19 protein-coding genes and 1 riboswitch are annotated in these 22,760 nt (G+C 68.3%); of the genes, 4 read left to right on the top strand and 15 right to left on the bottom strand.

The window, feature by feature from the left end:
* Positions 1 to 98: 98 nt before the first annotated feature.
* The 6 genes from ACY0MJ_RS22000 to oxc form a co-directional block, all read right to left on the bottom strand.
* A complete protein-coding gene (locus ACY0MJ_RS22000) occupies positions 99 to 548 on the bottom strand; it encodes a hypothetical protein (RefSeq protein ID WP_462640700.1) in 450 nt (149 codons plus the stop codon).
* Between the two features lie 211 nt (positions 549 to 759).
* On the bottom strand, positions 760 to 3,594 hold the full coding sequence (gene fdhF, locus ACY0MJ_RS22005; RefSeq protein WP_462640701.1) for a formate dehydrogenase subunit alpha: 2,835 nt from the start codon (positions 3,592 to 3,594) through the stop codon (positions 760 to 762).
* A gap of 136 nt (positions 3,595 to 3,730) precedes the next feature.
* On the bottom strand, positions 3,731 to 5,437 hold the full coding sequence (locus ACY0MJ_RS22010; RefSeq protein WP_462640702.1) for an NAD(P)H-dependent oxidoreductase subunit E: 1,707 nt from the start codon (positions 5,435 to 5,437) through the stop codon (positions 3,731 to 3,733).
* Between the two features lie 9 nt (positions 5,438 to 5,446).
* Complete coding sequence (locus tag ACY0MJ_RS22015; protein WP_462640703.1) at positions 5,447 to 7,591, bottom strand: acetate--CoA ligase family protein; 2,145 nt, start codon at positions 7,589 to 7,591, stop codon at positions 5,447 to 5,449.
* Positions 7,592 to 7,619: 28 nt separating this feature from the next.
* Entirely contained in the window at positions 7,620 to 8,867 is a 1,248-nt protein-coding gene (gene frc, locus ACY0MJ_RS22020; protein ID WP_462640704.1) for a formyl-CoA transferase, read from the bottom strand.
* Positions 8,868 to 8,995: 128 nt separating this feature from the next.
* On the bottom strand, positions 8,996 to 10,720 hold the full coding sequence (gene oxc / locus ACY0MJ_RS22025; protein ID WP_462640705.1) for an oxalyl-CoA decarboxylase: 1,725 nt from the start codon (positions 10,718 to 10,720) through the stop codon (positions 8,996 to 8,998).
* Between the two features lie 124 nt (positions 10,721 to 10,844).
* On the opposite strand from oxc, the gene ACY0MJ_RS22030 reads away from it, so the two are divergent.
* A complete protein-coding gene (locus ACY0MJ_RS22030; protein WP_462640706.1) occupies positions 10,845 to 11,453 on the top strand; it encodes a Crp/Fnr family transcriptional regulator in 609 nt (202 codons plus the stop codon).
* Between the two features lie 93 nt (positions 11,454 to 11,546).
* Here the strand turns inward: ACY0MJ_RS22030 and ACY0MJ_RS22035 are convergent, their stop codons facing one another.
* The 5 genes from ACY0MJ_RS22035 to ACY0MJ_RS22055 all read right to left on the bottom strand — a co-directional run bounded on the left by ACY0MJ_RS22035 (position 11,547) and on the right by ACY0MJ_RS22055 (position 16,096).
* The gene (locus ACY0MJ_RS22035) at positions 11,547 to 12,380 is read right to left on the bottom strand and encodes a cytidylate kinase family protein (RefSeq protein ID WP_462640707.1); all 834 of its coding nucleotides are present in this window, start codon (positions 12,378 to 12,380) and stop codon (positions 11,547 to 11,549) included.
* 13 nt (positions 12,381 to 12,393) lie between these two features.
* On the bottom strand, positions 12,394 to 13,923 hold the full coding sequence (locus ACY0MJ_RS22040; protein WP_462640708.1) for a tripartite tricarboxylate transporter permease: 1,530 nt from the start codon (positions 13,921 to 13,923) through the stop codon (positions 12,394 to 12,396).
* A 37-nt stretch (positions 13,924 to 13,960) separates the two neighbouring features.
* Entirely contained in the window at positions 13,961 to 14,413 is a 453-nt protein-coding gene (locus ACY0MJ_RS22045; protein WP_462640709.1) for a tripartite tricarboxylate transporter TctB family protein, read from the bottom strand.
* A gap of 161 nt (positions 14,414 to 14,574) precedes the next feature.
* Complete coding sequence (locus ACY0MJ_RS22050; protein ID WP_462640717.1) at positions 14,575 to 15,534, bottom strand: Bug family tripartite tricarboxylate transporter substrate binding protein; 960 nt, start codon at positions 15,532 to 15,534, stop codon at positions 14,575 to 14,577.
* A 352-nt stretch (positions 15,535 to 15,886) separates the two neighbouring features.
* On the bottom strand, positions 15,887 to 16,096 hold the full coding sequence (locus ACY0MJ_RS22055) for a hypothetical protein (RefSeq protein WP_462640710.1): 210 nt from the start codon (positions 16,094 to 16,096) through the stop codon (positions 15,887 to 15,889).
* A gap of 111 nt (positions 16,097 to 16,207) precedes the next feature.
* Between ACY0MJ_RS22055 and ACY0MJ_RS22060 the strand changes: the two genes are divergently transcribed.
* The gene (locus ACY0MJ_RS22060) at positions 16,208 to 17,164 is read left to right on the top strand and encodes a LysR family transcriptional regulator (RefSeq protein WP_462640711.1); all 957 of its coding nucleotides are present in this window, start codon (positions 16,208 to 16,210) and stop codon (positions 17,162 to 17,164) included.
* Here the strand turns inward: ACY0MJ_RS22060 and ACY0MJ_RS22065 are convergent.
* From ACY0MJ_RS22065 to zapB, 4 genes are all read right to left on the bottom strand, one after another.
* Positions 17,130 to 18,080, bottom strand: a complete 951-nt coding sequence (locus ACY0MJ_RS22065) for a methionyl-tRNA formyltransferase (RefSeq protein ID WP_462640718.1) — start codon at positions 18,078 to 18,080, stop codon at positions 17,130 to 17,132. The two genes, ACY0MJ_RS22060 and ACY0MJ_RS22065, sit on opposite strands and share 35 nt — an antisense overlap.
* Positions 18,081 to 18,101: 21 nt before the next feature.
* The gene (locus tag ACY0MJ_RS22070; protein WP_462640712.1) at positions 18,102 to 18,905 is read right to left on the bottom strand and encodes a sulfite exporter TauE/SafE family protein; all 804 of its coding nucleotides are present in this window, start codon (positions 18,903 to 18,905) and stop codon (positions 18,102 to 18,104) included.
* A 348-nt stretch (positions 18,906 to 19,253) separates the two neighbouring features.
* Positions 19,254 to 19,598, bottom strand: coding sequence for a cell division protein ZapA (locus ACY0MJ_RS22075; RefSeq protein WP_462640713.1), 345 nt, complete (start codon positions 19,596 to 19,598; stop codon positions 19,254 to 19,256).
* Positions 19,595 to 19,807: a cell division protein ZapB gene (gene zapB / locus ACY0MJ_RS22080; protein WP_462640714.1), complete on the bottom strand. Its 213-nt coding sequence runs from the start codon at positions 19,805 to 19,807 to the stop codon at positions 19,595 to 19,597. The genes ACY0MJ_RS22075 and zapB overlap by 4 nt, the downstream gene beginning before the upstream one ends.
* A 33-nt stretch (positions 19,808 to 19,840) precedes the next feature.
* A riboswitch (cobalamin riboswitch) is annotated at positions 19,841 to 20,103 on the top strand.
* Between the two features lie 74 nt (positions 20,104 to 20,177).
* On the opposite strand from zapB, the gene ACY0MJ_RS22085 reads away from it, so the two are divergent.
* Together ACY0MJ_RS22085 and ACY0MJ_RS22090 are read left to right on the top strand one after the other, a co-directional pair.
* A complete protein-coding gene (locus ACY0MJ_RS22085; protein ID WP_462640715.1) occupies positions 20,178 to 21,992 on the top strand; it encodes a TonB-dependent receptor domain-containing protein in 1,815 nt (604 codons plus the stop codon).
* A 19-nt stretch (positions 21,993 to 22,011) separates the two neighbouring features.
* Positions 22,012 to 22,760: ABC transporter substrate-binding protein (locus tag ACY0MJ_RS22090; protein ID WP_462640716.1), on the top strand; the 749-nt coding region annotated here is incomplete at its 3' end.

The following is a 22,760-nucleotide window of genomic DNA, read 5'->3' on the forward strand; positions in this document are numbered from 1 at the left end:
GCTGGCGCTTCCCTGTGGACGTCCTTAACGAGAAAATCAATGGCGTTGCGTTGACCGGTTGAGACCACCCCCCGCCTGCGCGGGGATGACGGGGGGAGTCAGGGCTGGTAGCAGGCCCCACCCGCATCGTGCTCGATGCGAATCAGGTCGCTCCCACCGCCACCCCACGCATTCCCGCCCGTGAAGATCAGGCAGCCTTCGCCCTTGTAGAGAACCTGCATCCGGCGCGCATCGTTACCGAAGTAGAAGGGGATCCAGCGCTTCCCGGATTCGTAAGTGTGGAAGCGGTCCGGGGCGCGGCCCAAAACGGACTGCGTTTCATCCATGTTCATGCCGATCTTCAGGCGGGCGAATCTGCTGTTGCGCGCGGGCGTGCCCACGATCTCGCCCTCGAAGCTGCCGTCCTGGGACTTGACGACCTTGACGTTGCCGGCAGGCGCGGTGCTCGCGGCGGCCGGCGCCGCGCTGGCGGCTTCGTTGCGCTGCTGGGTGGCGCAGCCGGCGCAGGCGAGCGCGGTGGCCACGAGCAGGGGTGCCATCTTCTTCATTCGTTGTTTTCCTCTGGGTTGCATTCCGGCCCTCCCGGAACAGGGAGATTGTGGAATGGGGAGAGGGGGCGTGGGAGGGATCCGCCCGTCGGGCGGGCGGAGTTGGCAGGCGGTGTCGCGGATGTGTTGAAAGGGGCGGGCAAAAGAAAAGCGCCGCGGTGCGGCGCTTTCTTGGGAGCCCTGGGTCCCCGCATTCGCGGGGATGACGGGATCAGACCGCGCTCTCTTCCAGTTTGCGCAGCAACTGGCCGCCGCCGAAGCTCACCTGCTCCGGCACCGAGCCGCCCGGGGTGACGCGGATCGCGCAGTACTTCAGCTCGGGGATCTTGGCGACCGGGTCCAGCTTGTCGTTGGTCACGCGGTTGATCGCGGCTTCGTAGTAGCAGAACGCGACGAAGACCGAGCCGCGCGGCGAGGTCTCGTCGGCGCGGGCGTACAGCGAGACCTTGCCGCGGCGGGATTCCACCGTGATCAGGTCGCCCGGCTTCACGCCGATGGCTGCCAGGTCCAGCGGGTGCACCAGCGCCACCGGATCGGGCTCGATCGCGTCGAGCACCGTCGAGCGGCGCGTCATGCTGCCCGTGTGCCAGTGTTCCAGCTGGCGGCCGGTGATCAGCACCATCGGGAACTCGGCGTCGGGGCGCTCGGCGGCCGGGATGATGTCGGCCGGCACGAAGCGCGCCTTGCCGCCCGGGCGCGGGAAGTCCTCGACGAACACCACCGGCTCGCCCGGGTCGCCTTCCTTCGTGCACGGGTAGGTCACCGCGTGCTCGCGCTCCAGGCGGTCCCAGGTGATGCCGCCGATGCTGGGCATGCTGTGCCGCATCTCGTCGAACACCTCCGACACGTGCTTGTAGTTCCAGTCCAGGCCCAGGCGGCGGCCCATCTCCTGGATGATCCACAGGTCCTGCTTCGCCTCGCCCGGCGGGTCGATCGCCTGGCGGCCCAGCTGCACCAGGCGGTCGGTGTTGGTGAAGGTGCCGGTCTTCTCGGGGAAGGCCGTCGCGGGCAGCACCACGTCGGCCAGGCAGGCCGTCTCGGTCAGGAAGATGTCCTGCACGACCAGGTGGTCCAGCTTCGCGAGCATCTCGCGGGCATGGTTCGCGTCCGGATCCGACATGGCGGGGTTCTCGCCCATCACGTACATGCCGCGCACCTTGCCTTCGCCGATGGCGTGCATCACTTCCACCACCGTCAGGCCCGGCTGCGGGTCGAGCGATCCGGGCTGCAGGCCCCAGTGCTTCTCGAAGCGCGCGCGCACCTCCGGTTCCGCGACCTTCTGGTAGTCGGGGAACATCATGGGGATCAGGCCGGCGTCGGACGCGCCCTGCACGTTGTTCTGGCCGCGCAGCGGATGCAGGCCGGTGCCCGGACGGCCGATCTGGCCCGTCATCAGCGACAGCGCGATCAGGCAGCGGGCGTTGTCGGTGCCGTGCACGTGCTGCGAGACGCCCATGCCCCACAGGATCATGGAAGCCTTCGACGTGGCGAACAGGCGCGCCACTTCGCGCAGCGTCTCCGCGGGGATGCCGCACACCGGCGCCATCTCCTCGGGGCTGTAGCCCACCAGGTTCTGCTTCAGCTCGTCGTAGCCGATGGTGCGCGACTCGATGAAGTCCTTGTGCACCAGGCCCTCGTGCACGATGACGTGCATGATGGCGTTGAGCATCGCGACGTCGGTGGACGGCTTGAACTGCAGGTGGCGATAGGCCAGGCGCGTCAGGTCCGACTTGCGCGGGTCCATCACGATCAGCTTGGCGCCGTTCTTCGCCGCGTTCTTCATCCAGGTGGCGGCCACCGGGTGGTTCACGGTCGGATTGGAGCCGATGATGATGATCACCTCGGCCTGCGTCACGTCCATCACGGGGTTGGACACGGCGCCGGAGCCGATGCCTTCCAGCAGCGCCGCCACCGAGGAGGCGTGGCACAGGCGCGTGCAGTGGTCGACGTTGTTGCTGCGGAAGCCGGTGCGCACCAGCTTCTGGAACAGGTAGGCCTCTTCGTTGCTGCCCTTGGCGGACCCGAAGCCCACCAGCGCCTTCGGGCCGGCCGTGTCGCGGATCTCGTTGAGCTTGCCGGCGGCGGCGGCCAGCGCTTCCTCCCAGCTCGCCTCGCGGAAGACCTCATACACGCGGTTCGGGTCCAGCGTGGCCAGCGGCACCTTGGGAGCGTCGGGCCGGCGGATCAGGGGCTTGGTCAGGCGATGCGGGTGGTGCGCGTAGTCGAAGCCGTAGCGGCCCTTCACGCACAGCCGGCCGTGGTTCGCGGGGCCGTCACGGCCCTCCACGAAGAGGATCTTGTTGTCCTTGACGTTGTACGTCAGCTGGCAGCCGACGCCGCAGAACGGGCAGACCGATGCCACCTGCTTGTCCGGCACGGGCAGGGCGGCGCCGCGCGCGGGCATCAGCGCGCCGGTGGGGCAGGCCTGCACGCATTCGCCGCAGGCCACGCAGGTGGACACGCCCATGGGGTCGTCCATGTCGAACACGATCTTGGCGTGCTCTCCGCGGAAGGCCAGGCCGATCACGTCGTTGACCTGCTCGTCGCGGCAGGCGCGCAGGCAGCGCGTGCACTGGATGCAGGCGTCCAGGTTGACGGCGATGGCGGGGTGCGACAGGTCGGCGGTGACCTGGCCGCGCGAGGGGAAGCGCGGCTTGCCGACGCCCAGCTTGGCGGACCACTCGTCCACCTCGTTGTGGCGGGTGTACTCGGTCTCCGGCATGTCGGACTGCAGGAGCTCCAGCACCATCTTCTGCGCCTTGACGGCGCGCTCGCTGTCGCTGGTGACTTCCATGCCGGCGGTGACGTTGCGGCAGCAGCTGGGGGCCAGCACGCGCTCGCCCTTGATCTCCACCATGCAGGCGCGGCAGTTGCCGGCGGTGTCCAGGCCCGGCTTGTAGCAAAGGCGCGGGATCTCCACGCCCAGCCGGTCGGCCACCTCGATCACCGTTTCGTTGGCGCGAGCCTCGACCTGCTGGCCGTTCAAGCTGAACTTGACGACGGGGGCTTCGATCTGCGCCATTTCGGCGCGGGTGACGGCGTTCATTTTGATTGGTCCCAGATATTGCAATGAGAACGCAGAGGGCGCAGAGGTTTCGCAGAGGACGCAGAGAAATCCATGGCTTGGTTTTCCTCTGCGTCCTCTGCGTGGTTTCTGCGTCCTCTGCGTTCCTCTGTTTGCATCAAGCCAGTTCGTGCGGGAAATACTTGATCACGCAATCCACCGGGTTCGGCGCCGCCTGGCCCAGGCCGCAGATGGAGGCGTCGCGCATCACCTGCGAGAGCTCCGCCAGCAGCGGCAGGTCCCATTTGGGCGCGTTGATCAGCGCCAGCGCCTTCGCGGTGCCGGCCCGGCAGGGCGTGCACTGCCCGCAGGACTCGTCGCGGAAGAAGCGCATCAGGTTGCGCGCGGCGCCCACCGCCGTGTCCTTGTCGGACAGCACGACCACCGCGGCGGAGCCGATGAAGCAGCCGTAGGGCTGCAGCGTGTCGAAGTCCAGCGGGATCTGGTTCATCGAGGCCGGCAGGATGCCGCCCGACGCGCCACCGGGCAGGTAGGCGTAGAACTTGTGCCCCTGCGCCATGCCGCCGCAGTACTCGTCGATCAGCTCCTGGATCGTGATGCCGGCGGGCGCCAGCTTCACGCCCGGGTTCTTCACCCGGCCGGAGACGGAGAACGAGCGCAGGCCCTTGCGGCCGTTGGCGCCCTGCGAGGCGAACCATTCCGGGCCGCGCTCCATCAGCTCGCGCACCCAGTAGAGCGTCTCGAAGTTGTGCTCCAGCGTGGGCCGTCCGAACAAGCCGACCTGCGCCACGTAGGGCGGGCGCAGGCGCGGCATGCCGCGCTTGCCTTCGATGGATTCGATCATCGCGGACTCTTCGCCGCAGATGTAGGCGCCGGCGCCGCGGCGCAGCTCGATCTCGGGGATCTGCGCGCCCAGAGGGTCGGCCTTCAGGCGGGCCAGCTCCTGCTCCAGGAGCGTGCGGCAGCCGTGGTATTCGTCGCGCAGGTAGATGAAGATCTTGGCGATGCCCACCGCCCACGCGGCCACCAGCATGCCTTCCAGGAAGCGGTGCGGGTCGCGCTCGAGGAAGACGCGGTCCTTGAAGGTGCCGGGCTCGCCCTCGTCGATGTTCACGGCCATCAGGCGCGGCGCGGGCTCGGCCCGCACGATGCGCCACTTGCGGCCGGCCGGGAAGCCTGCGCCGCCCAGGCCGCGCAGGCCCGAGGCCTCCATGACCTTGATGACGGATTCGACGTCGCGCGCGCCCGAGAGGCACTGCTCCAGCAGCTTGTAGCCGCCGGCGGCACGGTACTGCGACAGGCCCGTGTAGCCCTCGGGCTCGTGCTGCGTCGCGCCTTCGCGCACGCACTCGGCGACCTTCTGCGCCGTGGCGCGGGGCACCGGGTGCTGGCCCACGACGGCGGCCGGCGCCTGTTCGCAGCGGCCGATGCAGGGCGCCGGGATCACGCGCACTTCGCGGCCCAGCATGGCGGGCAGCTTCTGCAAGAGTTGCTGCGCGCCGGCCAGTTCGCACGACAGGCCGTCGCAGACGCGCACGGTCAGCGCCTGCGGCGCGTCCTCGCCTTCCTTGACGATGTCGAAGTGGTGGTAGAAGGATGCGACCTCGTACACCTCGGACTGGGCCAGGCGCATCTCCTGCGCCAGGGCGGAGAGGTGCGCGGCCGAGAGGTGGCCGAAGTGGTCCTGCAGCTTGTGCAGGTGTTCGATGAGCAGGTCTCGCTGGCGCGAAGCGTCACCGAGCAGCTGCCGCACCTCGGCCAGCGCCGAGTCCGTGGGCTTGCGCCCCTTGGGACCCTGGCGCTTGCGCTCCCGCAGGGGGAGCGCGGCGGCCGCTGCGATCGGGATGACGCGTGGACCTGCCATCGCCTTGCCTTACTTCAGCAGGCCCGCGCCGCGAGCCCACTGGAACTTGGCGCCGAGCACTTCCACCGGCAGTTCGGTCGAGTACGCGTACGAGGGGATGCCGTTCTGGTACAGGTACTCGGCGGCTTCCTCCACTTCCACGTCGCCGGCCAGCGAGGCGACCACGGGCTTGACCTTGCCCTTGGCCTTCATCTCGTTGACGACTTCGACCATGTTGCGGGCGAAGACCATCGGCGGCGTCACGATCGTGTGCCAGTAGCCCAGGATCAGCGCGTGGATGCGGTCGTCCTCCAGGCCCAGGCGCACCGTGTTCATGTAGGTGATCGGGGGCTCGCCGCCGGTGATGTCCACCGGGTTGCCGGCCGCGCCGAACGGCGGGATGAACTTGCGGAAGGCCGCGTCCAGGTCCTCGGGCATGGGCTTGAGCAGCTTCAGGCCGTTGTCGACGCAGGCGTCGGACAGCAGCACGCCCGAGCCGCCGGCGCCGGTGATGATCACGACGTTCTCGCCCTTGGGGGTGGGCAGCATCGGCACGCCGCGCGACAGCTCCAGCATCTGGCGCAGGCTGTTGGCGCGGATCACGCCGGCGCTCTTGAGGATGTCGTCGTAGATCTTGTCGGTGCCGGCGACGGCGCCGGTGTGCGACGCGGCCGCCGCGGCGCCCATGGCCGTGCGGCCGGCCTTGAGCATGATCACGGGCTTCTTCTTCGAGACGCGCTTGGCGACCTCGGCGAAGGCGCGGCCGTCCTTCAGGTCCTCGGCGTGCTGGGCGATCACGCGGGTGTTGTCGTCCTGCTCGAAGAACAGCAGCAGGTCGTCCTCGTCGATGTCGGACTTGTTGCCCAGGCCCACGATGGCGGAGACGCCCATCTTGGTGCTGCGCGAGAAGCCGATGATGGCCATGCCGATGCCGCCGGACTGCGAGGACAGGGCGGTGGCGCCCTTGACGTCGTAGGCCGTGCAGAAGGTGGCGCACAGGTTGGACGGCGTGTAGTAGAAGCCGTAGATGTTCGGCCCCATCAGGCGGATGTTGTACTCGCGCCCGATGCGCTGCAGTTCCTCCTGGCCTTCCACGTTGCCGGTCTCGCCGAAGCCCGAGGGGATCAGCACCGCGCCGGCGATCTTCTTCTCGCCGCATTCCTTCAGGGCGCCGGCCACCAGCTTGGCGGGGATCGCGAACACCGCGGTGTCCACCTCGCCCTGGATGTCCTTCACGCTCTTGTAGGCCTTCAGGCCCATGATCTCGGCTTCCTTGGGGTGGATCGGGTAGATCGTGCCCTTGTAGCCGCCGTTGATCAGGTTCTTCATCACCGAGTTGCCGATCTTGCCGGCCTCGTTGGAGGCGCCGATCACCGCGATGGCCTTCGGCTTCATGATGCGGTTCATCGCCGCGACCACGTCCTTCTCTTCCGGGCGGAAGCGGGCGGGCTTCGGGTTGAAGTTCAGCACGATGCGCACGTCGGCGGCGATGGCGCCTTCGTCCGACGCGAACACCGGGTTCAGGTCCATCTCGGAGATTTCCGGGAAGTCCGAGACCAGCTGCGACACGCGCACGATGGTGTCCTGCAGGGCCTCGCGGTTCACCGGCTTGGAGCCGCGCACGCCCTTCAGGATCTCGGCGGCCTGGATGCCGTCGAGCATCGAGGCGGCGTCCTCGCGGGTGGCCGGGGCCAGGCGGAAGGTCACGTCCTTCAGCACTTCCACCAGCACGCCGCCCATGCCGAAGGCGATCAGCTTGCCGAAGCTGTCGTCGGTCATGGCGCCGACGATGACTTCCTGGCCGCCCTTGATCATCTGCTGCACCTGCACGCCGATGATCTTCGCGTCGGCCTTGTACTTCTTCGCGTTCGCGATGATCTGCTCGTACGCGGTGGCGGCGTCGTCGGCGCTCTTCACGCCCACGACCACGCCGCCGGCTTCGGTCTTGTGCAGGATGTCGGGCGAGACGATCTTCATCACCACGGGGAAGCCCATGGACGACGCCATGCTCATCGCTTCCTTGCTGCTGGTGGCGACGCCTTCCTTGGGCACGTTGATGCCGTAGGCGTCGCAGATCAGCTTGCCTTCGGGGGCGGTCAGCGAATCGCGCTTTTCCTTCTTCACCGCGTCGAGGATCGCGCGGACTTTCTGCTTGTCGCCTTGGAAGTTGGCCATGTATGTCTCCGGGAAAAAACTGACGGGGTTAGACGACCTTCGCGGCGCGAAGCTCTTCGATCTGGTCCTTGGTGTAGCCGAGCTGCGCCAGGACTTCCTCGGTGTGCTCGCCCAGCAGGGGGGAGCGCTTCACCTCGGTGGGGCTGTCGGACAGCTTGATGGGGTTGCCCACGGACAGGTACTTGCCGCGCGTCGGGTGGTCCACCTCGACGACCGTGCCGGTGGCGCGCAGCGCGGGCTCCTCGGCGATCTCCTTCATGGAGAGGATCGGGCCGCAGGGGATGTCGTACTTGTTCAGGATCTCCATCGCCTCGAACTTGGTCTTGGTCTTGGTCCACTCCTCGATGCGGGCGAAGATCGACTTCAGGTGCGGCAGGCGCGCCTTGGGCGTGGCGTAGTTCGGGTCGGTGATCCAGCTCTCCTCGCCGATCACCTTGCAGATCGAGGCCCACACGGGCGCCTGCGTGATGAAGTAGATGTAGGCGTTGGGGTCGTGCTGCCAGCCCTTGCACTTCAGGATCCAGCCCGGCTGGCCGCCGCCCGAGGCGTTGCCGGCGCGCGGCACGGCGTCGCCGAATTCCTCGTCCGGGTACTGCGGGTACTCCTCCAGCACGTGGCGGCGGTCCAGGCGCTGCTGGTCGCGCAGCTTCACGCGGCACAGGTTCAGCACCGCGTCCTGCATGGCGGCCATGACGCGCTGGCCGCGGCCGGTCTTCTCGCGCTGGAACAGGGCGGTCACGATGCCCAGGCACAGGTGCAGGCCGGTGCCGGAGTCGCCGATCTGGGCGCCCGTCACCAGCGGCGGGCCGTCGTCGAAGCCGGTGGTGGAGGCGGCGCCGCCGGCGCACTGGGCCACGTTCTCGTAGACCTTGCAGTCCTCGTACGGGCCGGGGCCGAAGCCCTTGATCGACGCCATGATCATGCGCGGGTTGATCTGCTGGATGCGCTCCCAGGAGAAGCCCATCCGGTCCAGCGCGCCGGGAGCGAAGTTCTCCACCAGCACGTCGCACTGCTTGATCAGCTCGATCAGCACTTCCTTGCCCTTGGGATTCTTGGTGTCCAGGGTGATGGAGCGCTTGTTGTGGTTCAGCATCGTGAAGTAGAGGCTGTCCACGCCTTCGATGTCGCGCAGCTGGCTGCGGGTCGCGTCGCCGTCACCCGCCTTCTCCACCTTGATCACGTCCGCGCCGAACCACGCCAGCAGCTGCGTGCAGGTGGGACCCGACTGCACGTGCGTGAAGTCGAGGATCTTGACGCCGTCGAGAGCTTTGCCCATTCCTTGGTTCCTCTTGAAGTTTGAAAACACTCTCCGTCATTCCCGCGAAGGCGGGAACCCAGGGCGCCCGCATTCAGGGAAGCCCTGGGTCCCCGCCTCCGCGGGGATGACGGCCCAGGGGTGACGATTCATTTCTTCTTCGCCGCCGCCGGGTTCAGGCTGGTGATGCGGCCCGACTCGGTGCCGGCGCTTTCGTCGATCAGCGCGTTGATCAGCGTCGGCTTGCGCGAAGCCACGGCCTCGTCGAGCGCCTTCTTCAGTTCCTGCGGCGTCTTCACCGTCACGCCGACGCCGCCGAAGGCCTGCATCATCAGGTCGTAGCGCGCGTTCTTCACGAACTGCGTGACGGCCATGGCGTCGCCGCGCGGATTGACGTCGGTGCCCTTGTAGATGCCGTTGTTGTTCATCACGACCACGCACACCGGCAGGTCGTAGCGGCAGATGGTCTCGACCTCCATGCCGCTGAAGCCGAAGGCGCTGTCGCCTTCCACGGCGATCACCTGCTCGCCGGTCACGGCGGCGGCCGCGACGGCGAAGCCCATGCCGATGCCCATGATGCCCCAGGTGCCCACGTCGAGGCGCTTGCGCGGCTCGTACATGTCGACGATGGAGCGCGTGAAGTCCAGCGCGTTGGCGCCTTCGTTCACCAGGTAGGCCTTCGGGTTCTCCTTGACCGTGTTGCGGATCACGTTCAGGGCGCTGTGGAAGTTCATCACCGGCGGGTTCTTCGCCAGCGTCTCGGCCATCTTGGTGAGGTTCTTGTCCTTGCGCTCGGCGATGGCGCCCGTCCACTCGGCCGGCGGCTTGTTCCAGCCGGAGGCCACGGCCTGGTTCAGCGCGGAGATGCAGGAGCCGATGTCACCGACCACCGGCGCGGCGATCGCGACGTTGCTGTCCATCTCGGTCGGCGCGATGTCGATCTGGATGAACTGCTGCTTGCCCCAGGCCTTGGCATCGCCGGCGCCCCAGGTCTTGCCCTTGCCGTGCGACAGCAGCCAATTGAGGCGCGCGCCCACCAGCATCACCACGTCGGCCTCGGCCAGCACGTAGGAGCGGGCGGCGGATGCGGCCTGGTTGTGCGTGTCGGGCAGCAGGCCCTTGGCCATCGACATCGGCAGGTAGGGGATGCCGGTCTTCTCGATGAAGCTCTTGATCTCGGCGTCGGCCTGCGCGTACGCGGCGCCCTTGCCCAGGATCACCAGCGGCTTCTTCGCGCCCTTCAGCAGGTCGACAGCGCGCTGCACGGCCTCGGGCGCGGGGATCTGCTTCGGCGCCGGGTCGACGACCTTGATCAGCGAACGCTTCGCGGTTTCCTTGTCGACCGACTGCGCGAACACCTTCGCGGGCAGGTCCAGGTACACGCCGCCGGGACGGCCCGAAACGGCGGCGCGGATGGCGCGCGCGATGCCCACGCCGATGTCCTCGGCGTGCAGCACGCGGAAGGCCGCCTTGCACAGCGGCTTGGCGATGGCGAGCTGGTCCATCTCCTCGTAGTCGCCCTGCTGCAGGTCCACCACCTCGCGCTCGCTGGAGCCGGAGATGAGGATCATGGGGAAGCAGTTGGTCGTGGCATTCGCGAGCGCCGTGAGGCCGTTCAGGAAGCCGGGCGCGGAGACCGTGAAGCAGATGCCGGGCTTCTGCGTGATGAAGCCGGCGGCGGCGGCGGCGTTGCCGGCCTGCTGCTCGTGGCGGAAGGACAGCACCTTCATGCCATCGGCCTGCGCCATGCGCAGGAAGTCGGTGATCGGGATGCCGGGCAGGGCGAAGATCGTGTCGATGTCGTTCAGTTTCAGTGCATCGATGACGAGGTGGAAGCCGTCGGTCGCTTCGCGATCTTGCGTGTCGGTGGTCATGGTCGGATGTCCTGGTTTGGGAGTGCGAGAATGGTAGGAGTCGCCCTCTGGAATCCCTCTTGACTGCGGTCAATTTTCGAAAAATTGGAAGGGCATTGAGGGGAATCCCCCGCCTGCTGGAACCATGTCATCGATCGACAAGCACCCCGAACGCAACGTGATCCGCGTGCAGCTCGCCCACAACGTGGTGCTCAAGGGCATCACCGCGGCGCAGATGACGGAGCTGGAGCCCCTGCTGGTGGTGGTGGATTGCCAGAAGGGGGAAGCCCTGCTGAACCAGGGGGTGCACGAGATGGAGCAGTACTTCATCCTCGACGGCATCCTCAAGCGCGTGGTGGCCAACCAGGAAGCGAAGGAGATGATCCTGCGCTTCGCGGAGGAGGGGCAGATGGAGACCAGCTACGCCGCGTGGCGGCTGGGCACGCCGGCGCCCTACAGCATCGTGTGCGTGACGCGCGCGCGCGTGGCGAAGCTGCCGCTGCGCGAGTGGGTGGCGTTCATCGAGCGGCATCCGGGCGTGAAGCAGGTATTCGAGTACGAAGTGATGCACCACATGAGCGAGATCATGGCGCACACGATCACGCTGCACCTGCTGGACGCGCCGGGGCGCGTGAAGCGTTTCCTGCGCAAGCATCCGGAACTCGGGGAACGGATCCCGAAGAAGGAACTCGCGTCCTATCTCAATCTTTCGGCCGAGACGCTCAGCCGGCTGAAGCAGCGGGGGAAGATCTAGCTTCCCCTTCACTTGTCATTGCGGCCTCGAGCCGCAATCCATGAGGGCCTGGCACTCCACCAGTGGATTGCGGGTCAAGCCCGCAATGACAATTCAAGTTTTCGCGTACGTGAACTTCCGCTTGATCGCCATCAGGCGCAGGCGGTTGTCCACCTTGCCGACGCCGGCGACCGCGCTGGCCACGCGTTCGCTTTCGCTCTTCTCGCTCTCGGTCGCCACGATGCCCTCGAGCACCACGCGGCCGCCGCGCGATTGCACCGCCACGTCCACGTTGCTGGTGGATTCGTTGGCCTTCAGCGCCGCGCGCACCAGCGCGGAGAGCGCCAGGCCTTCCAGCACCGCGCGCGACTCCGCCGTCTCCTGGAACTCGGGGCGCTTCGCCAGCTGCAGGACCTGCTCGGCGCAGCCGTCCACCGAGACGCGGTCGGTGTTGAGCACCATGTCGTAGAGCAGGGGGTCGCCCCAGGTCACGCCGAACTGCGCGTTCATGCGCGCGGCATGGGCGCTGTCGCTGCGGCGCAGTTCGGATTCGGCGGCCGCGCGGTCGTCGGTGCCGAGGTGCTCCATCAGCCAGGCCAGGCGCTGCTCGAACGGGCGCGTGACGCGCACGCGCACCACGTGCTGCACCGGGCGCAGCAGGCAGGTCGCGCCCCAGCCGCGCAGCACCACGTTGCCGCGCACGGCCTGCGCGAACACTTCCTCGGCGGTGAACAGGGCCACTTGGCCCTGGTCGGTGGAGAAGCGCTCGACCAGGCCCGCCTTGCCCTCGCGCAGCCGGCGGATCAGGCTGGCCGGCACCTGCATGCGGCCGGCGACGTTGTCGACGACCTCGTTGCGCACCACGGCCAGGCCGCCGGCCTCGGCGACGCGCAGCGCGACGTCCTTGGCCAGCGAACCCATTTCCTGCGTGAGGGCGATGACGGGCATGGCGTCCTCCTGCTCAGTCCACCGGCTGTTCCGCGGCGAAGGCGCTCACCTTGGGCTTGCGCACCAGGCCGATCAGCTTCGAGATCAGCGGCCAGAACAGCATCAGCATGGCCAGGCCGGTGATCGAGCCGACCAGCCCGTTCGACACGAAGATCGACATGTCGCCCTGCGACACGAGCATCGCCTGGCGGAAGGAGTTCTCCGCCGCGTCGCCCAGCACCAGCGCCAGCACCAGCGGCGCGAGCGGGTAGTCGAGCTTCTTGAACAGGTAGCCGATGGCGCCGAACACGAGCATCAGCGAGATGTCGAACATCGCGTTGTGCACGGTGTAGGCCCCGATCGCGCAGATCACGATGATGATCGGCGCGATGATGGAGAAGGGGATGCGCAGGATCGACGCGAACAGCGGCACCGTGGTCAGCACCACGATCAGGCCGGCCAGGTTGCCCAGGTACATCGAGGCGATCAGGCCCCAGACGAAGTCCTTCTGCTCGACGAACAGCAGCGGTCCGGGTTGCAGGCCCCAGATCAGCAGGCCGCCCAGCAGCACGGCCGCCGTCGGCGAGCCGGGGATGCCCAGCGCCAGCATCGGCAGCAGCGCGCTGGTGCCGGCGGCGTGCGCCGCGGTCTCGGGCGCCACGACGCCTTCCAGCTGACCGGTGCCGAACTTCGCGCCGTCCTTGGACATCTTCTTCGCGAGGCCGTAGCTCATGAAGGACGCCGGCGTGGCGCCGCCGGGCGTGACGCCCATCCAGATGCCCACGAGCGCGCTGCGGATCGAGGTCATCCAGTAGCGCGGCAGTTCCTTCCAGGTCTGCAGCACCACCTTCGGGTCGATCTTGGCGGTCTTGCCGGTGAAGGCCAGGCCTTCTTCCATGGACAGCAGGATCTCGCCGATGCCGAACAGGCCGATCACCGCGATCAGGAAGTCGAAGCCGCGCATCAGCTCCTCGGAGCCGAAGGTCAGGCGCAGCTGGCCGGTGACGGTGTCCATGCCGACGGCGGCGAGGATGAAGCCGATCACCATCGACGCGAGGATCTTGGCGGTGGAGCCCTTGCCCATGCCGACGAAGCTGCAGAACGTGAGCAGGTACACGGCGAAGAATTCGGGCGGGCCGAACTTCAGCGCGAACTTGGCCACCAGCGGCGCCAGGAAGGTGATCATCACCACCGCGACGAAGGCGCCGAAGAACGAGGACGTGAAGGCCGCCGTCAATGCCGCGCCCGCGCGTCCGTCCTGCGCCATCGGGTAGCCGTCGAACGTGGTCGCCACCGACCATGGCTCGCCCGGTATGTTGAACAGCACCGAGGTGATGGCGCCGCCGAACAGCGCCCCCCAGTAGATGCACGACAGCATGATGATCGCCGACGTCGGCGACATCGAGAAGGTGAGGGGCAGCAGGATGGCCACCCCGTTCGCGCCGCCCAGGCCGGGCAGCACGCCGATCAGGACGCCGAGGGTGATCCCCACCAGCATCAGGATGAAGTTCATCGGCGTCAGCACGACGCTGAAGCCATGGAAGAGTGCACTGAGTTCGGTCATGGCGCTTGTTGTCGCTGGTTCTGCGTGGAGCGGTGGCTCAGTAGCCGAGGAAGCCGAGCGGATCGAGCTCGCCCTTGAACAGGGGCACCTTGAACCAGACCTCGAACATCAGGAAGAACAGGGTGGCCATCACCAGGGCGGTGACGACGCTGCGCACCCGCCCGAAGTGGCCGAGGAAGATCATGAAGCCGGCCACGTAGATCGCCGAGGCGACGTACAGGCCCAGGAGGTAGATCGCGCCGATGTACACGGCGGCGGGGACCAGCACCACCAGGACCCGCCGGAACTGCTCGCCGTCGACGAAGATCTCGCTGTTGCGCTTCTTGCCGAACACGGCGCCGATCATCGTGGCCGCCGACGACAGGCACAGGATGATCCCGAGATAGAAGGGGAAGTAGCCCGAGCCCGGGCCGTCGCTGGTCCAGCCGGCACCCAGCCTGGCGCTGCTGACCACCACCACGAGTCCCAGAACCAGGAGGATGAGTGCCACGACTGCATCCACCGCGAAGGTGGGCACCCCGCGCCGGTCTGCGCCGGCCGCGTCCTGTTGCATTTCCATTGCCGCTCGTCTCCAGCCCCGCGTGGGGCGCTAAGGGGAAAAAATCCAGGGGATTGGAAAAACGCCCCCGGTCTTCCGGGGGCGCGAGGCGCTTACTTGGCCAGGAAGCCCGCTTCCTTCATCAGGTCGCGGTGGTGGGCCTCGGCGCTGCCGAGCCACTGGTTGAACTTCTCGCCTTCCATGAAGGTCTGGTTGAAGGCGCCCTTCTCCATGTATTCCTTCCACTCGGGCGTCTCGCGGACCTTCTTCATCAGGTCGACGTAGAACTGCTTCTGGTCGTTCGTCACGCCGGGGGCCATGAAGATGCCGCGCAGCATGGTGTAGGAAGTGGGGACGCCGGCTTCCTTGCAGGTGGGCACGTCGGACCAGGACTGCGAGTCGGTGATCTTGGCCTTGTAGGGCATGCGCTCGTCGTCGAACACGCACAGCGGCCGCAGCTGGCCGGCGCGCCACTGGGCGACGGCTTCCACCGGGTTGTTCACCGAGGAGTCGATGTGCTTGCCCACCAGCTGCACGGCGACGGTGCCGCCGCCCTTGAAGGGCACGTAGATGAACTTGGCGCCCGAGGCCTTCTCCAGGCCGACGGTCAGGATCTGGTCTTCCTGCTTGGAACCGGTGCCGCCCATCTTCAGCTTGCTCGCGCCGGCCCCCGCGGCCTTGGCGGCGGCGAGGTATTCCTGCGCGGACTTGTAGGGCGTCTCGGCGTTGACCCACAGCACGAAGTTGTCCAGGGCCAGCATCGCCACCGGCGTCAGGTCGCGCCAGTTGAACGGCACGCCCGTGGCCATCGGCGTGGTGAACAGGTTCGACAGCGTGATGACGATCTTGTGCGGATCGCCCTTCGCGCCCTTCATGTCGAGGAAGCCCTCGGCGCCCGCGCCGCCGGACTTGTTGACCACCACCAGCGGCTGCTTCATCAGGTTGTGCTTGACGACGACGCCCTGGATCAGGCGGGCCATCTGGTCCGCGCCGCCACCGGTGCCGGCGGGCACGATGAATTCGACGGGCTTCGTGGGCTCCCACGCGGCTTGCGCCGCGGGCGCCGCGAACATCGCGGCCGAAGCGAGGACCGCCGCGGCAGCGACGGGGATGCGGGTCTTGAGGTTGAAGAGTCTCACGCTTTGTCTCCTTTGATTTCGCCTCGCCCGTGCCATCTGTCGCTGATGGCATTCATCGCGAGACCGCGTCGCATGGTCCAACCAAGGGCCTTCGAATTCTCTTGACTGCGGTCAATTTTTCGGAAGTGAGGACCGCTTCTAGGGTAAGTCCGGGGGAGCGTGGCGGACGCCTTGCGGGCGTGTCCGTCCCCGCCCCTTGGGGCGCATTCGTATGATTACTTAGGACCGCAAAAAAATACCGCGCGCAAGAGGGCGCGCGGTGTGTTCCTCGCCCGGGTGAGGGCCCTCAGCGGTTGCCCTGCAGGCGCTCGACGCGCGTGCGCTCGGCGGCGTTCACCAGGAAGTCGGCATCGTAGGCACGCAGCAGGTGCGGGCGCTCGCGTTCGAGATACGCGCGCACTTCCTCGCGGCCGGTGCCGCAGGTGGCGGCATCCCACTCGCGGCCCAGGTCCAGCTCGTCGTCGGCGGTGTAGGTGGGGGTGCTCGTCTGGCGCATCGCAGTCTCCTTCGTCGGTGCGTGATGGAGCTCACTCTAGGCGCCGGTCACGATCAATGATAGTGAAAGTATTTGATCGTTGGCATTACTTTCCGTTTATGATGCCGCGGCATGAAGAACGCCACCCTGCGCCAGCTGAAAGTGTTCGAGGCGGTCGCGCGCCACCGCAGCTTCTCGCGGGCGGCCGAGGAGCTGCACCTGACGCAGCCGGCGGTGTCCACGCAGGTCGGCAAGCTGGTCGAGCACGCGGGGCTGCCGCTGTTCGAGCAGCTCGGCAAGAAGATCCACCTCACGCCCGCGGGGACGCAGCTGCTGCAGTGCAGCCGCGAGATCATCCAGAAGTTCCAGGAGGCCGAGGAGGCGATGGCCCAGTTCAAGGGCGTCTCCGGCGGCCGGCTGAACGTGTCGGTGATCAGCGCGGGCGACTACTTCTTCCCGCGGCTGCTGGTCGAGTTCGCGCAGCGCCATGCCGGCGTCACGCTCAACTTCGGCGTGTGCAACCGCGAGGAACTGCTCACGCAGATGCAGGAGAACGTGACCGACCTCGCCGTGATGGTGCGCCCGCCGGAAGACGCCGACACCGTGGCCGAGCCCTTCGCGCCGCACCCCTACGTGATCGTCGCCGCGCCCGGCCATCCGCTCGCGCGCACGGCGCGCATCCCGGCCTACCGCATCATCCGCGAGCCCTTCGTCGTGCGCGAGAAGGGCTCGGACACCTGGAACTCGATGGTGGAGGGCTTCGGGCAGCACCTGCCCGGCCTCAACATCGCGATGGAGATCCGCAGCACCGAGACCATCAAGCAGGCGGTGATCGCCGGCATGGGCGTGAGCTTCCTGTCGGCGCACACCATCAGCCGCGAACTGAGGGCCGGCAGCCTGGTCGTGCTGGACGTGCAGGGCTTCCCGCTGATGCTGAACTGGTACGTGGTGCACCGGCGCGCCAAGCGGCTGCCGCCGGTGGCGCAGGCCTTCAAGAACTTCCTGCTGGCCGACGGAGCCGCGCTCATCGAGCAGGCGCTGGGCCTGAAGGGCGTCAGGCCGGCCGCACCCAGGACTGCCAGGCGGTAGAGACGGCGAGGCCGCGCTCGCGCGCGAAGTCGCCGGCGGCCATCTTGCCGCCGCCCTCGGGGCGCAGCTTGAAGATCTCGATCAGGCCGCCCTGCGCCCAGACGACGATGGACTCGTCGGTGACGCCGGCGATGTCGCCCGGCTTGTGGCCGCCCGGCACGAAGCGGCCCACCATGTGCCGGCGGCAGTCGTACACGCGCACCTTCGTGCCGGCGAGCATCGTCCAGGCGCCCGGCGCCGGATTGCAGGCGCGGATCAGGTTGTAGACCACGTCGACGTGGCCGGGCCAGTGGATCTGCGCCTCGGCGTCGGTCATCCAGCCTTCGTAGGTGGCGTGGCGCTCGTCCTGCGCGCGCTCCTCGTGCTGGCCGGCCATCACCAGGTCGGCCGCCTCCAGCAGCGCCTGCACGCCCATGGGGAAGAGCTTGTTGAAGTAGACCTCGCCCAGCGTCTCGTGCGGGCCGATCGCGCAGGTCTTCTGCAGGATCACCGGGCCTTCGTCGAGGCCGTCGGTGGGCCGGAAGATGGTGATGCCGGTCTCGCGCGCGCCGATCGCGATCGGCCAGCTGATCGACGAGGGGCCGCGGTGCGTGGGCAGCAGCGAGGGATGGAACTGGATCGTGCCGTGGCGCGGGATGTTCACGAAGGACTGCGGCGCGAACTGCAGCACGTAGGCCATGATGCCGATGTCGGCGTCGAGCGAGCGCATGGCGGCCTCGGCCTCGGGGCTGCGCAGGCTGGCGAAGGTGAACACCTGCAGGCCGAGCGCGAGCGCGTCGGCCTTGAGCGCGTCGGGCCTGGCGCCCGGCTTGTCGGGGATGCAGAACACGCCGGCGATGGTGTCGCCGCGGGCGAGGAAGGCCTCGAGGACGGCCTTGCCGAATTCCTGTTGGCCGATGAAGGCGATGCGGGCGATGGCGGTCTCCTTGGGGGATCGTCAGCGGAAGAGGAAATACGCCGCGAGGCAGTAGAGCACGACGGCGAACAGTTTGCGCAGGGGCCGGATGTCCATGCGATGGGCGGTGCGCGCGCCCACCGGGGCCAGCAGCATGCTGGCCGCGGAGATCACGAGCAGGGCGGGCAGGTACAGGTAGCCGACGGCGCCGGGCGGCGCGTTCGCGAGGTCGCGGCCGGCCCAGAGGTAGCCCAGGGTGCCGGCGGCCGCGATAGGGAAGCCGAGCGCCGCCGAGGTGCCGACGGCGTCGTGGATCTTCACGTTGCACCAGGTCATGAAGGGCACGGACACGAAGGCGCCGCCGGCGCCGACGAGGGCCGACAGGCCGCCGATCACGGTGCCCACGCCGAAGGTGGCGAGCGGGCCGGGCAGGGTGCGGCTGGGCTTGGGCTTGCGCTCCATGAACATCTGCGTGGCGGAGAAGGCCACGAAGATGGCGAACAGGATGCCCAGCAGCTTGCCGGGCAGGGCGACGGCCAGCTGCGCGCCGAGCAGCGAACCCACCAGGATGCCCGGCGCCAGCACCTTGGCCACGTGCCACAGCACGGCGCCGCGCCGGTGGTGCGCGCGCACGGAGGAGATGGAGGTGAAGCAGATGGTGGCGAGCGAGGTCGCCACGGCGGCCTTCACCGTGTAGTCGGCCGCGTAGCCCTTGGCCGTGAGGATCATCGTCACGAACGGCACCATGATCATGCCCCCGCCGATGCCCAGCAGGCCGGCCAGGAAGCCGGTGCAGGTGCCGATCAGGGCGAGTTCGAGGACGAGTCGGGGGTCCAGCAAGGACATGCGTTGGGGTGCGGTGCGCGGGTGCAGCCCGGCATTGTCGCAAATGAAGACGGGCTGCCCGAAGGCAGCCCGTGGAAGAAAGGTCTGCGAGTGCCACCGGACCGCATCCTGAACCGGAGTTCAGGTGGGCGAGGTCAGCTTGGCGTTGGGTTCATCTGACGCGAGACGATCACGCTCGCCAGCGATGTTCCAGGCCCGCGCTCGAAGAGCATTGGTTCAAGGAAATATAAAGCCCGATACGCACTGCAGACGAATCCATTCTAGGGCCTGAATGCGCGCGTGGTGCAAATCGCGCGTGAAGTCGTGCAGGTTTTGCGGGCTTGACAAGCCACGCGCAAGCTCAACTGGTCAAATGAGGCGGCCGTCGTCGCCGAGGGCCTGATCGAGGCGCACCATCAGCTGCGCGATGCGCACGTCCTCGGCGAGGTTGCGCATGCCGGTGAGCGTGCCTTCGCCGCCGGCGAAGGCGGCCTGGTGCAGCTGCGGCGGCGCGCTGCGTTCGGCGACGTCGAAGGCGAGGTTGAGCGCGGCGAGCACCGCGATGCGGTCGCGCGCCTTCACCTTGCCGGCGTCGCGGATGCGGCACATGGCGGTGTCGACCTTCTCCACCGCTTCGAGCAGCCGCTGCTCGCCGCCTTCCGGGCACCCGAGCAGGTAGCTCTGGCCCATGATCTGCACTTCGAGCTGCTTCATGCGGGCGTGTTGAGGTCGGGCAGGCGTTCCAGCAGCGCGTCGACGCGCGCGCGGGCCGCCGAGAGGCGCGACTTCAGCGAGTCGCGTTCCTGCGTGAGCAGCTCCACCTGCTCCGCGAGCAGCGCGTTGGTGCGCTGCAGCTCCTCGTAGCGAACGAGCAGGCGCTCGACGCGTTCGACGAGGGGGTCGAGGGGAGAGCCGCTGGACATGCCGGGAATTGTAGGGTTTTGTTAATTCCACCGCCTTAGAATCGGCGCGTTGGTGCCCGCGGTGTGGTTCACATGCCGCAGTTCAACGGGAAGCAGGGCGCCTGCCGCGCGAACGCGCGACAGGCCAACCTGCGCTGCCCCCGCAACGGTAAGCGGAGGTGGGTGGAGTGCGATTCGTGCCCTGCCTGCCGGTTCCGTCATCACATGCCACTGGGGCCGCCTGAAACAGCGGCCCCGGGAAGGCGATGGAACGCGATTCCGCCAGCCCGGATACCGGCCAACGAGGTGGCTGCGCGCGCGAGCGCGCAGCCGTGATCGCCCAGTGCCCGGCGGGGAAGCCGGAGCGGGCTCGCGTTTCTTCGTTCGATCCATGACTTCATCCCGGTCCTTCGTGCGCACGGCCTCGCCCGTCGCGCTGTCCCTCCTCGCCCTTTCCGCTTCCGCGCAACCCACGCTGCAGCCCGTCGTGGTGTCCGCCAGCCGCACCGAACAGCGCGTGCAGGACGCGCTGCCCGCCACCACGCTCATCACGCGCGAGGACATCGAGCGCGCGCAGACGCCCGACCTGCCCACGTTGCTGCGCAGCGCCGCCGGCGTGGAGATCACGCAGAACGGCGGCGCCGGCACCGTGGCCGCCGCCTTCCTGCGCGGCGCCGAGTCGCGCCACACGCTGGTGCTGGTGGACGGCGTGCCGGTCAACAACCTGAACTTCGGCATCGCGGCGCTGGAGCACCTGCCGCTGGCCGACGTCGAGCGCATCGAGATCGTGCGCGGCAACGTGTCCAGCCTCTACGGCAGCGCGGCGGTCGGCGGCGTGATCCAGGTCTTCACGCGCCAGCCCGGCGCCACCCCGCAGTTCGGCGCCAGCGTGCAGGCCGGCTCGCGCGAGTTCGCGCAGGGCAGCGCCAGCGCGTCGACGAAACTGCCCTCGGGCACGGGCCTGCGCGCCAGCGTGCAGGGAGTGCGCGACGGCGGCTTCAACGCCACGCGCCAGGACCAGCGGCCTGGCACGAATCCGGACCGCGACCCGTACCGGCGTCACGCGGCATCGCTCGCGATCACCCAGGAGCTCGCGCGCGACCAGGTGCTGGGGCTCGTGCTGCGCGACGCGCGCGGCCGCACCGCCTACGACAGCCAGTTCGGCCCCGCCACGCAGGCCGACGTCTCGCGCTTCCGCGAAAGCGGCGCCACGCTGACCGGCGACTTCCGCGTCGGCGCCGTGCGACTGCGCGCGCTGGCCGGACGCGCCGAAGACGCGCTCGATGCCGACGTCACCGCCTTCCCCTTCTTCGTGCACTCGCGCAGCGACACCGCCCAGCTCGGGGCCGACTGGCCATTCCGCGCGGGCCAGCACCTCACGGCCGGCCTCGAGCGCGCGCGCCAGCGGCTGGCGAGCGACACCGCCTACAACCGCACGAGCCGCACCGTGGACAGCGCGCGCGTGGGCTACACGCTGGACACCGAGCGCCACCAGCTGCAGCTGAACGTGCGCGGGGACCGCTACAGCGACTTCGGCGACGCGACCACCTGGCTGGCCGCCTACGGGTTCCGGCTCGCCGAGGCGTGGCGCCTGAGCGCCTCCGCGTCCACCGGCTTCAACGCGCCCACCTTCAACGACCTGTACTACCCCTTCGGCGGCAATCCCGACCTGCGCCCGGAGCGCGTGAAGTCGGCCGAGCTGGGCCTGCAGTACGCCGTTGCCGGGCACGAGCTGCGGGCCACGCTGTTCGAGAACCGGTTCACGGACCTGATCGCGAGCGACCTGAACTTCAACCGCATGAACATCGGCCATGCGCGCACGCGCGGCGTGGAGCTGACGTACCGCGGGCGCGTGCTCGACACCGACGTGAATGCGGCGCTCACCAGCCAGGACCCCGAGGACCTGGACACCGGCGCGCGCCTGCCGCGGCGCGCGGCCACGCTGGCGCAGCTGTCGCTGAGCCGCGAGGTGCGCGCCTGGCAATGGGGCGGGCAGCTGCGCTACGCGGGCGCCCGCTCGGACCCGCCGTTCCGGCTGGGCGCGTACGCCGTGCTGGACCTCACGGCGGGCTGGAAGCTCACGCCGGAAGTGCGCCTCTTCGGCCGCATCGAGAACGTGTTCGACCGCGACTACGAGACGGTGTACGGCTACCGGCAGGCCGGCCGCGGCTTCTTCCTGGGCCTCGCCTGGCAGCCGCGGTCCTGAACGGGCTATCGTCCGCACCATGCGCCTGATCGCCATCCCCCGCGGCCCGCAACGCATCGTCTGCATGACCGAGGAGACGACCGAGTGGCTGTACCTGCTGGGCGAGGACGCGCGCATCGTGGGCATCTCCGGCTACACCGTGCGGCCGCGGCGCGCGCGCGAGGAGAAGCCCAAGGTGAGCGCCTTCACCAGTGCGAAGATCGACCGCATCCTGGAGCTGCGGCCCGACTGCGTGTTCGGCTTCTCCGACCTGCAGGCGGACATCGCGGCGGAGCTGGTGCGGCGCGGCGTGCAGGTGACCATCTTCAACCAGCGCAGCGTCGAGGAGATCTTCTCGATGCTGTACCAGGTGGCGGCGATCGTCGGCCGGGCGGAGGACGGGCTGCGCCTGCTGGAAGGCATGCGCGCGCGCCTGCTCGCGATCGAGGCCGCGGGCCGCGCGCTGCCGCGGCGGCCGCGCGTGTTCTTCGAGGAGTGGGACGAGCCGCACATCAGCGGGATCCGCTGGGTGTCGGAGCTGGTGGGCATCGCCGGCGGGGACGACGTGTTCCCGGAGCTCGCCTTGCAGGCTTTGGGCAGGGACCGCATCGTCGCCGACCCGGCGGAGATCGTGCGCCGCAACCCGGACATCGTGATCGGCTCGTGGTGCGGCAAGAAGTTCCGGGCGGAGAAGGTGGCCGCGCGGCCGGGCTGGGATGCGGTGAACGCGGTGCGGGACGGGCAGCTGTTCGAGATCAAGTCCGCCGACATCCTGCAGCCGGGGCCGGC

The sequence above is a fragment of the Ramlibacter sp. bp-362 genome, from assembly GCF_054956735.1.

Excerpts from the sequence above, each read along its gene's own strand:
- zapB (WP_462640714.1), bottom strand. The coding sequence starts at position 19,807 with ATGTCCAGCGGCTCTCCCCTCGACCCCCTCGTCGAACGCGTCGAGCGC.
- ACY0MJ_RS22030 (WP_462640706.1), top strand. The coding sequence starts at position 10,845 with ATGTCATCGATCGACAAGCACCCCGAACGCAACGTGATCCGCGTGCAG.
- ACY0MJ_RS22055 (WP_462640710.1), bottom strand. The coding sequence starts at position 16,096 with ATGCGCCAGACGAGCACCCCCACCTACACCGCCGACGACGAGCTGGAC.
- frc (WP_462640704.1), bottom strand. The coding sequence starts at position 8,867 with ATGGGCAAAGCTCTCGACGGCGTCAAGATCCTCGACTTCACGCACGTG.
- ACY0MJ_RS22070 (WP_462640712.1), bottom strand. The coding sequence starts at position 18,905 with ATGTCCTTGCTGGACCCCCGACTCGTCCTCGAACTCGCCCTGATCGGC.
- ACY0MJ_RS22050 (WP_462640717.1), bottom strand. The coding sequence starts at position 15,534 with ATGTTCGCGGCGCCCGCGGCGCAAGCCGCGTGGGAGCCCACGAAGCCC.
- ACY0MJ_RS22000 (WP_462640700.1), bottom strand. The coding sequence starts at position 548 with ATGAAGAAGATGGCACCCCTGCTCGTGGCCACCGCGCTCGCCTGCGCC.
- ACY0MJ_RS22085 (WP_462640715.1), top strand. The coding sequence starts at position 20,178 with ATGACTTCATCCCGGTCCTTCGTGCGCACGGCCTCGCCCGTCGCGCTG.
- ACY0MJ_RS22015 (WP_462640703.1), bottom strand. The coding sequence starts at position 7,591 with ATGGCCAACTTCCAAGGCGACAAGCAGAAAGTCCGCGCGATCCTCGAC.
- ACY0MJ_RS22060 (WP_462640711.1), top strand. The coding sequence starts at position 16,208 with ATGAAGAACGCCACCCTGCGCCAGCTGAAAGTGTTCGAGGCGGTCGCG.
- ACY0MJ_RS22010 (WP_462640702.1), bottom strand. The coding sequence starts at position 5,437 with ATGGCAGGTCCACGCGTCATCCCGATCGCAGCGGCCGCCGCGCTCCCC.
- fdhF (WP_462640701.1), bottom strand. The coding sequence starts at position 3,594 with ATGAACGCCGTCACCCGCGCCGAAATGGCGCAGATCGAAGCCCCCGTC.
- ACY0MJ_RS22040 (WP_462640708.1), bottom strand. The coding sequence starts at position 13,923 with ATGACCGAACTCAGTGCACTCTTCCATGGCTTCAGCGTCGTGCTGACG.
- oxc (WP_462640705.1), bottom strand. The coding sequence starts at position 10,720 with ATGACCACCGACACGCAAGATCGCGAAGCGACCGACGGCTTCCACCTC.
- ACY0MJ_RS22075 (WP_462640713.1), bottom strand. The coding sequence starts at position 19,598 with ATGAAGCAGCTCGAAGTGCAGATCATGGGCCAGAGCTACCTGCTCGGG.
- ACY0MJ_RS22035 (WP_462640707.1), bottom strand. The coding sequence starts at position 12,380 with ATGCCCGTCATCGCCCTCACGCAGGAAATGGGTTCGCTGGCCAAGGAC.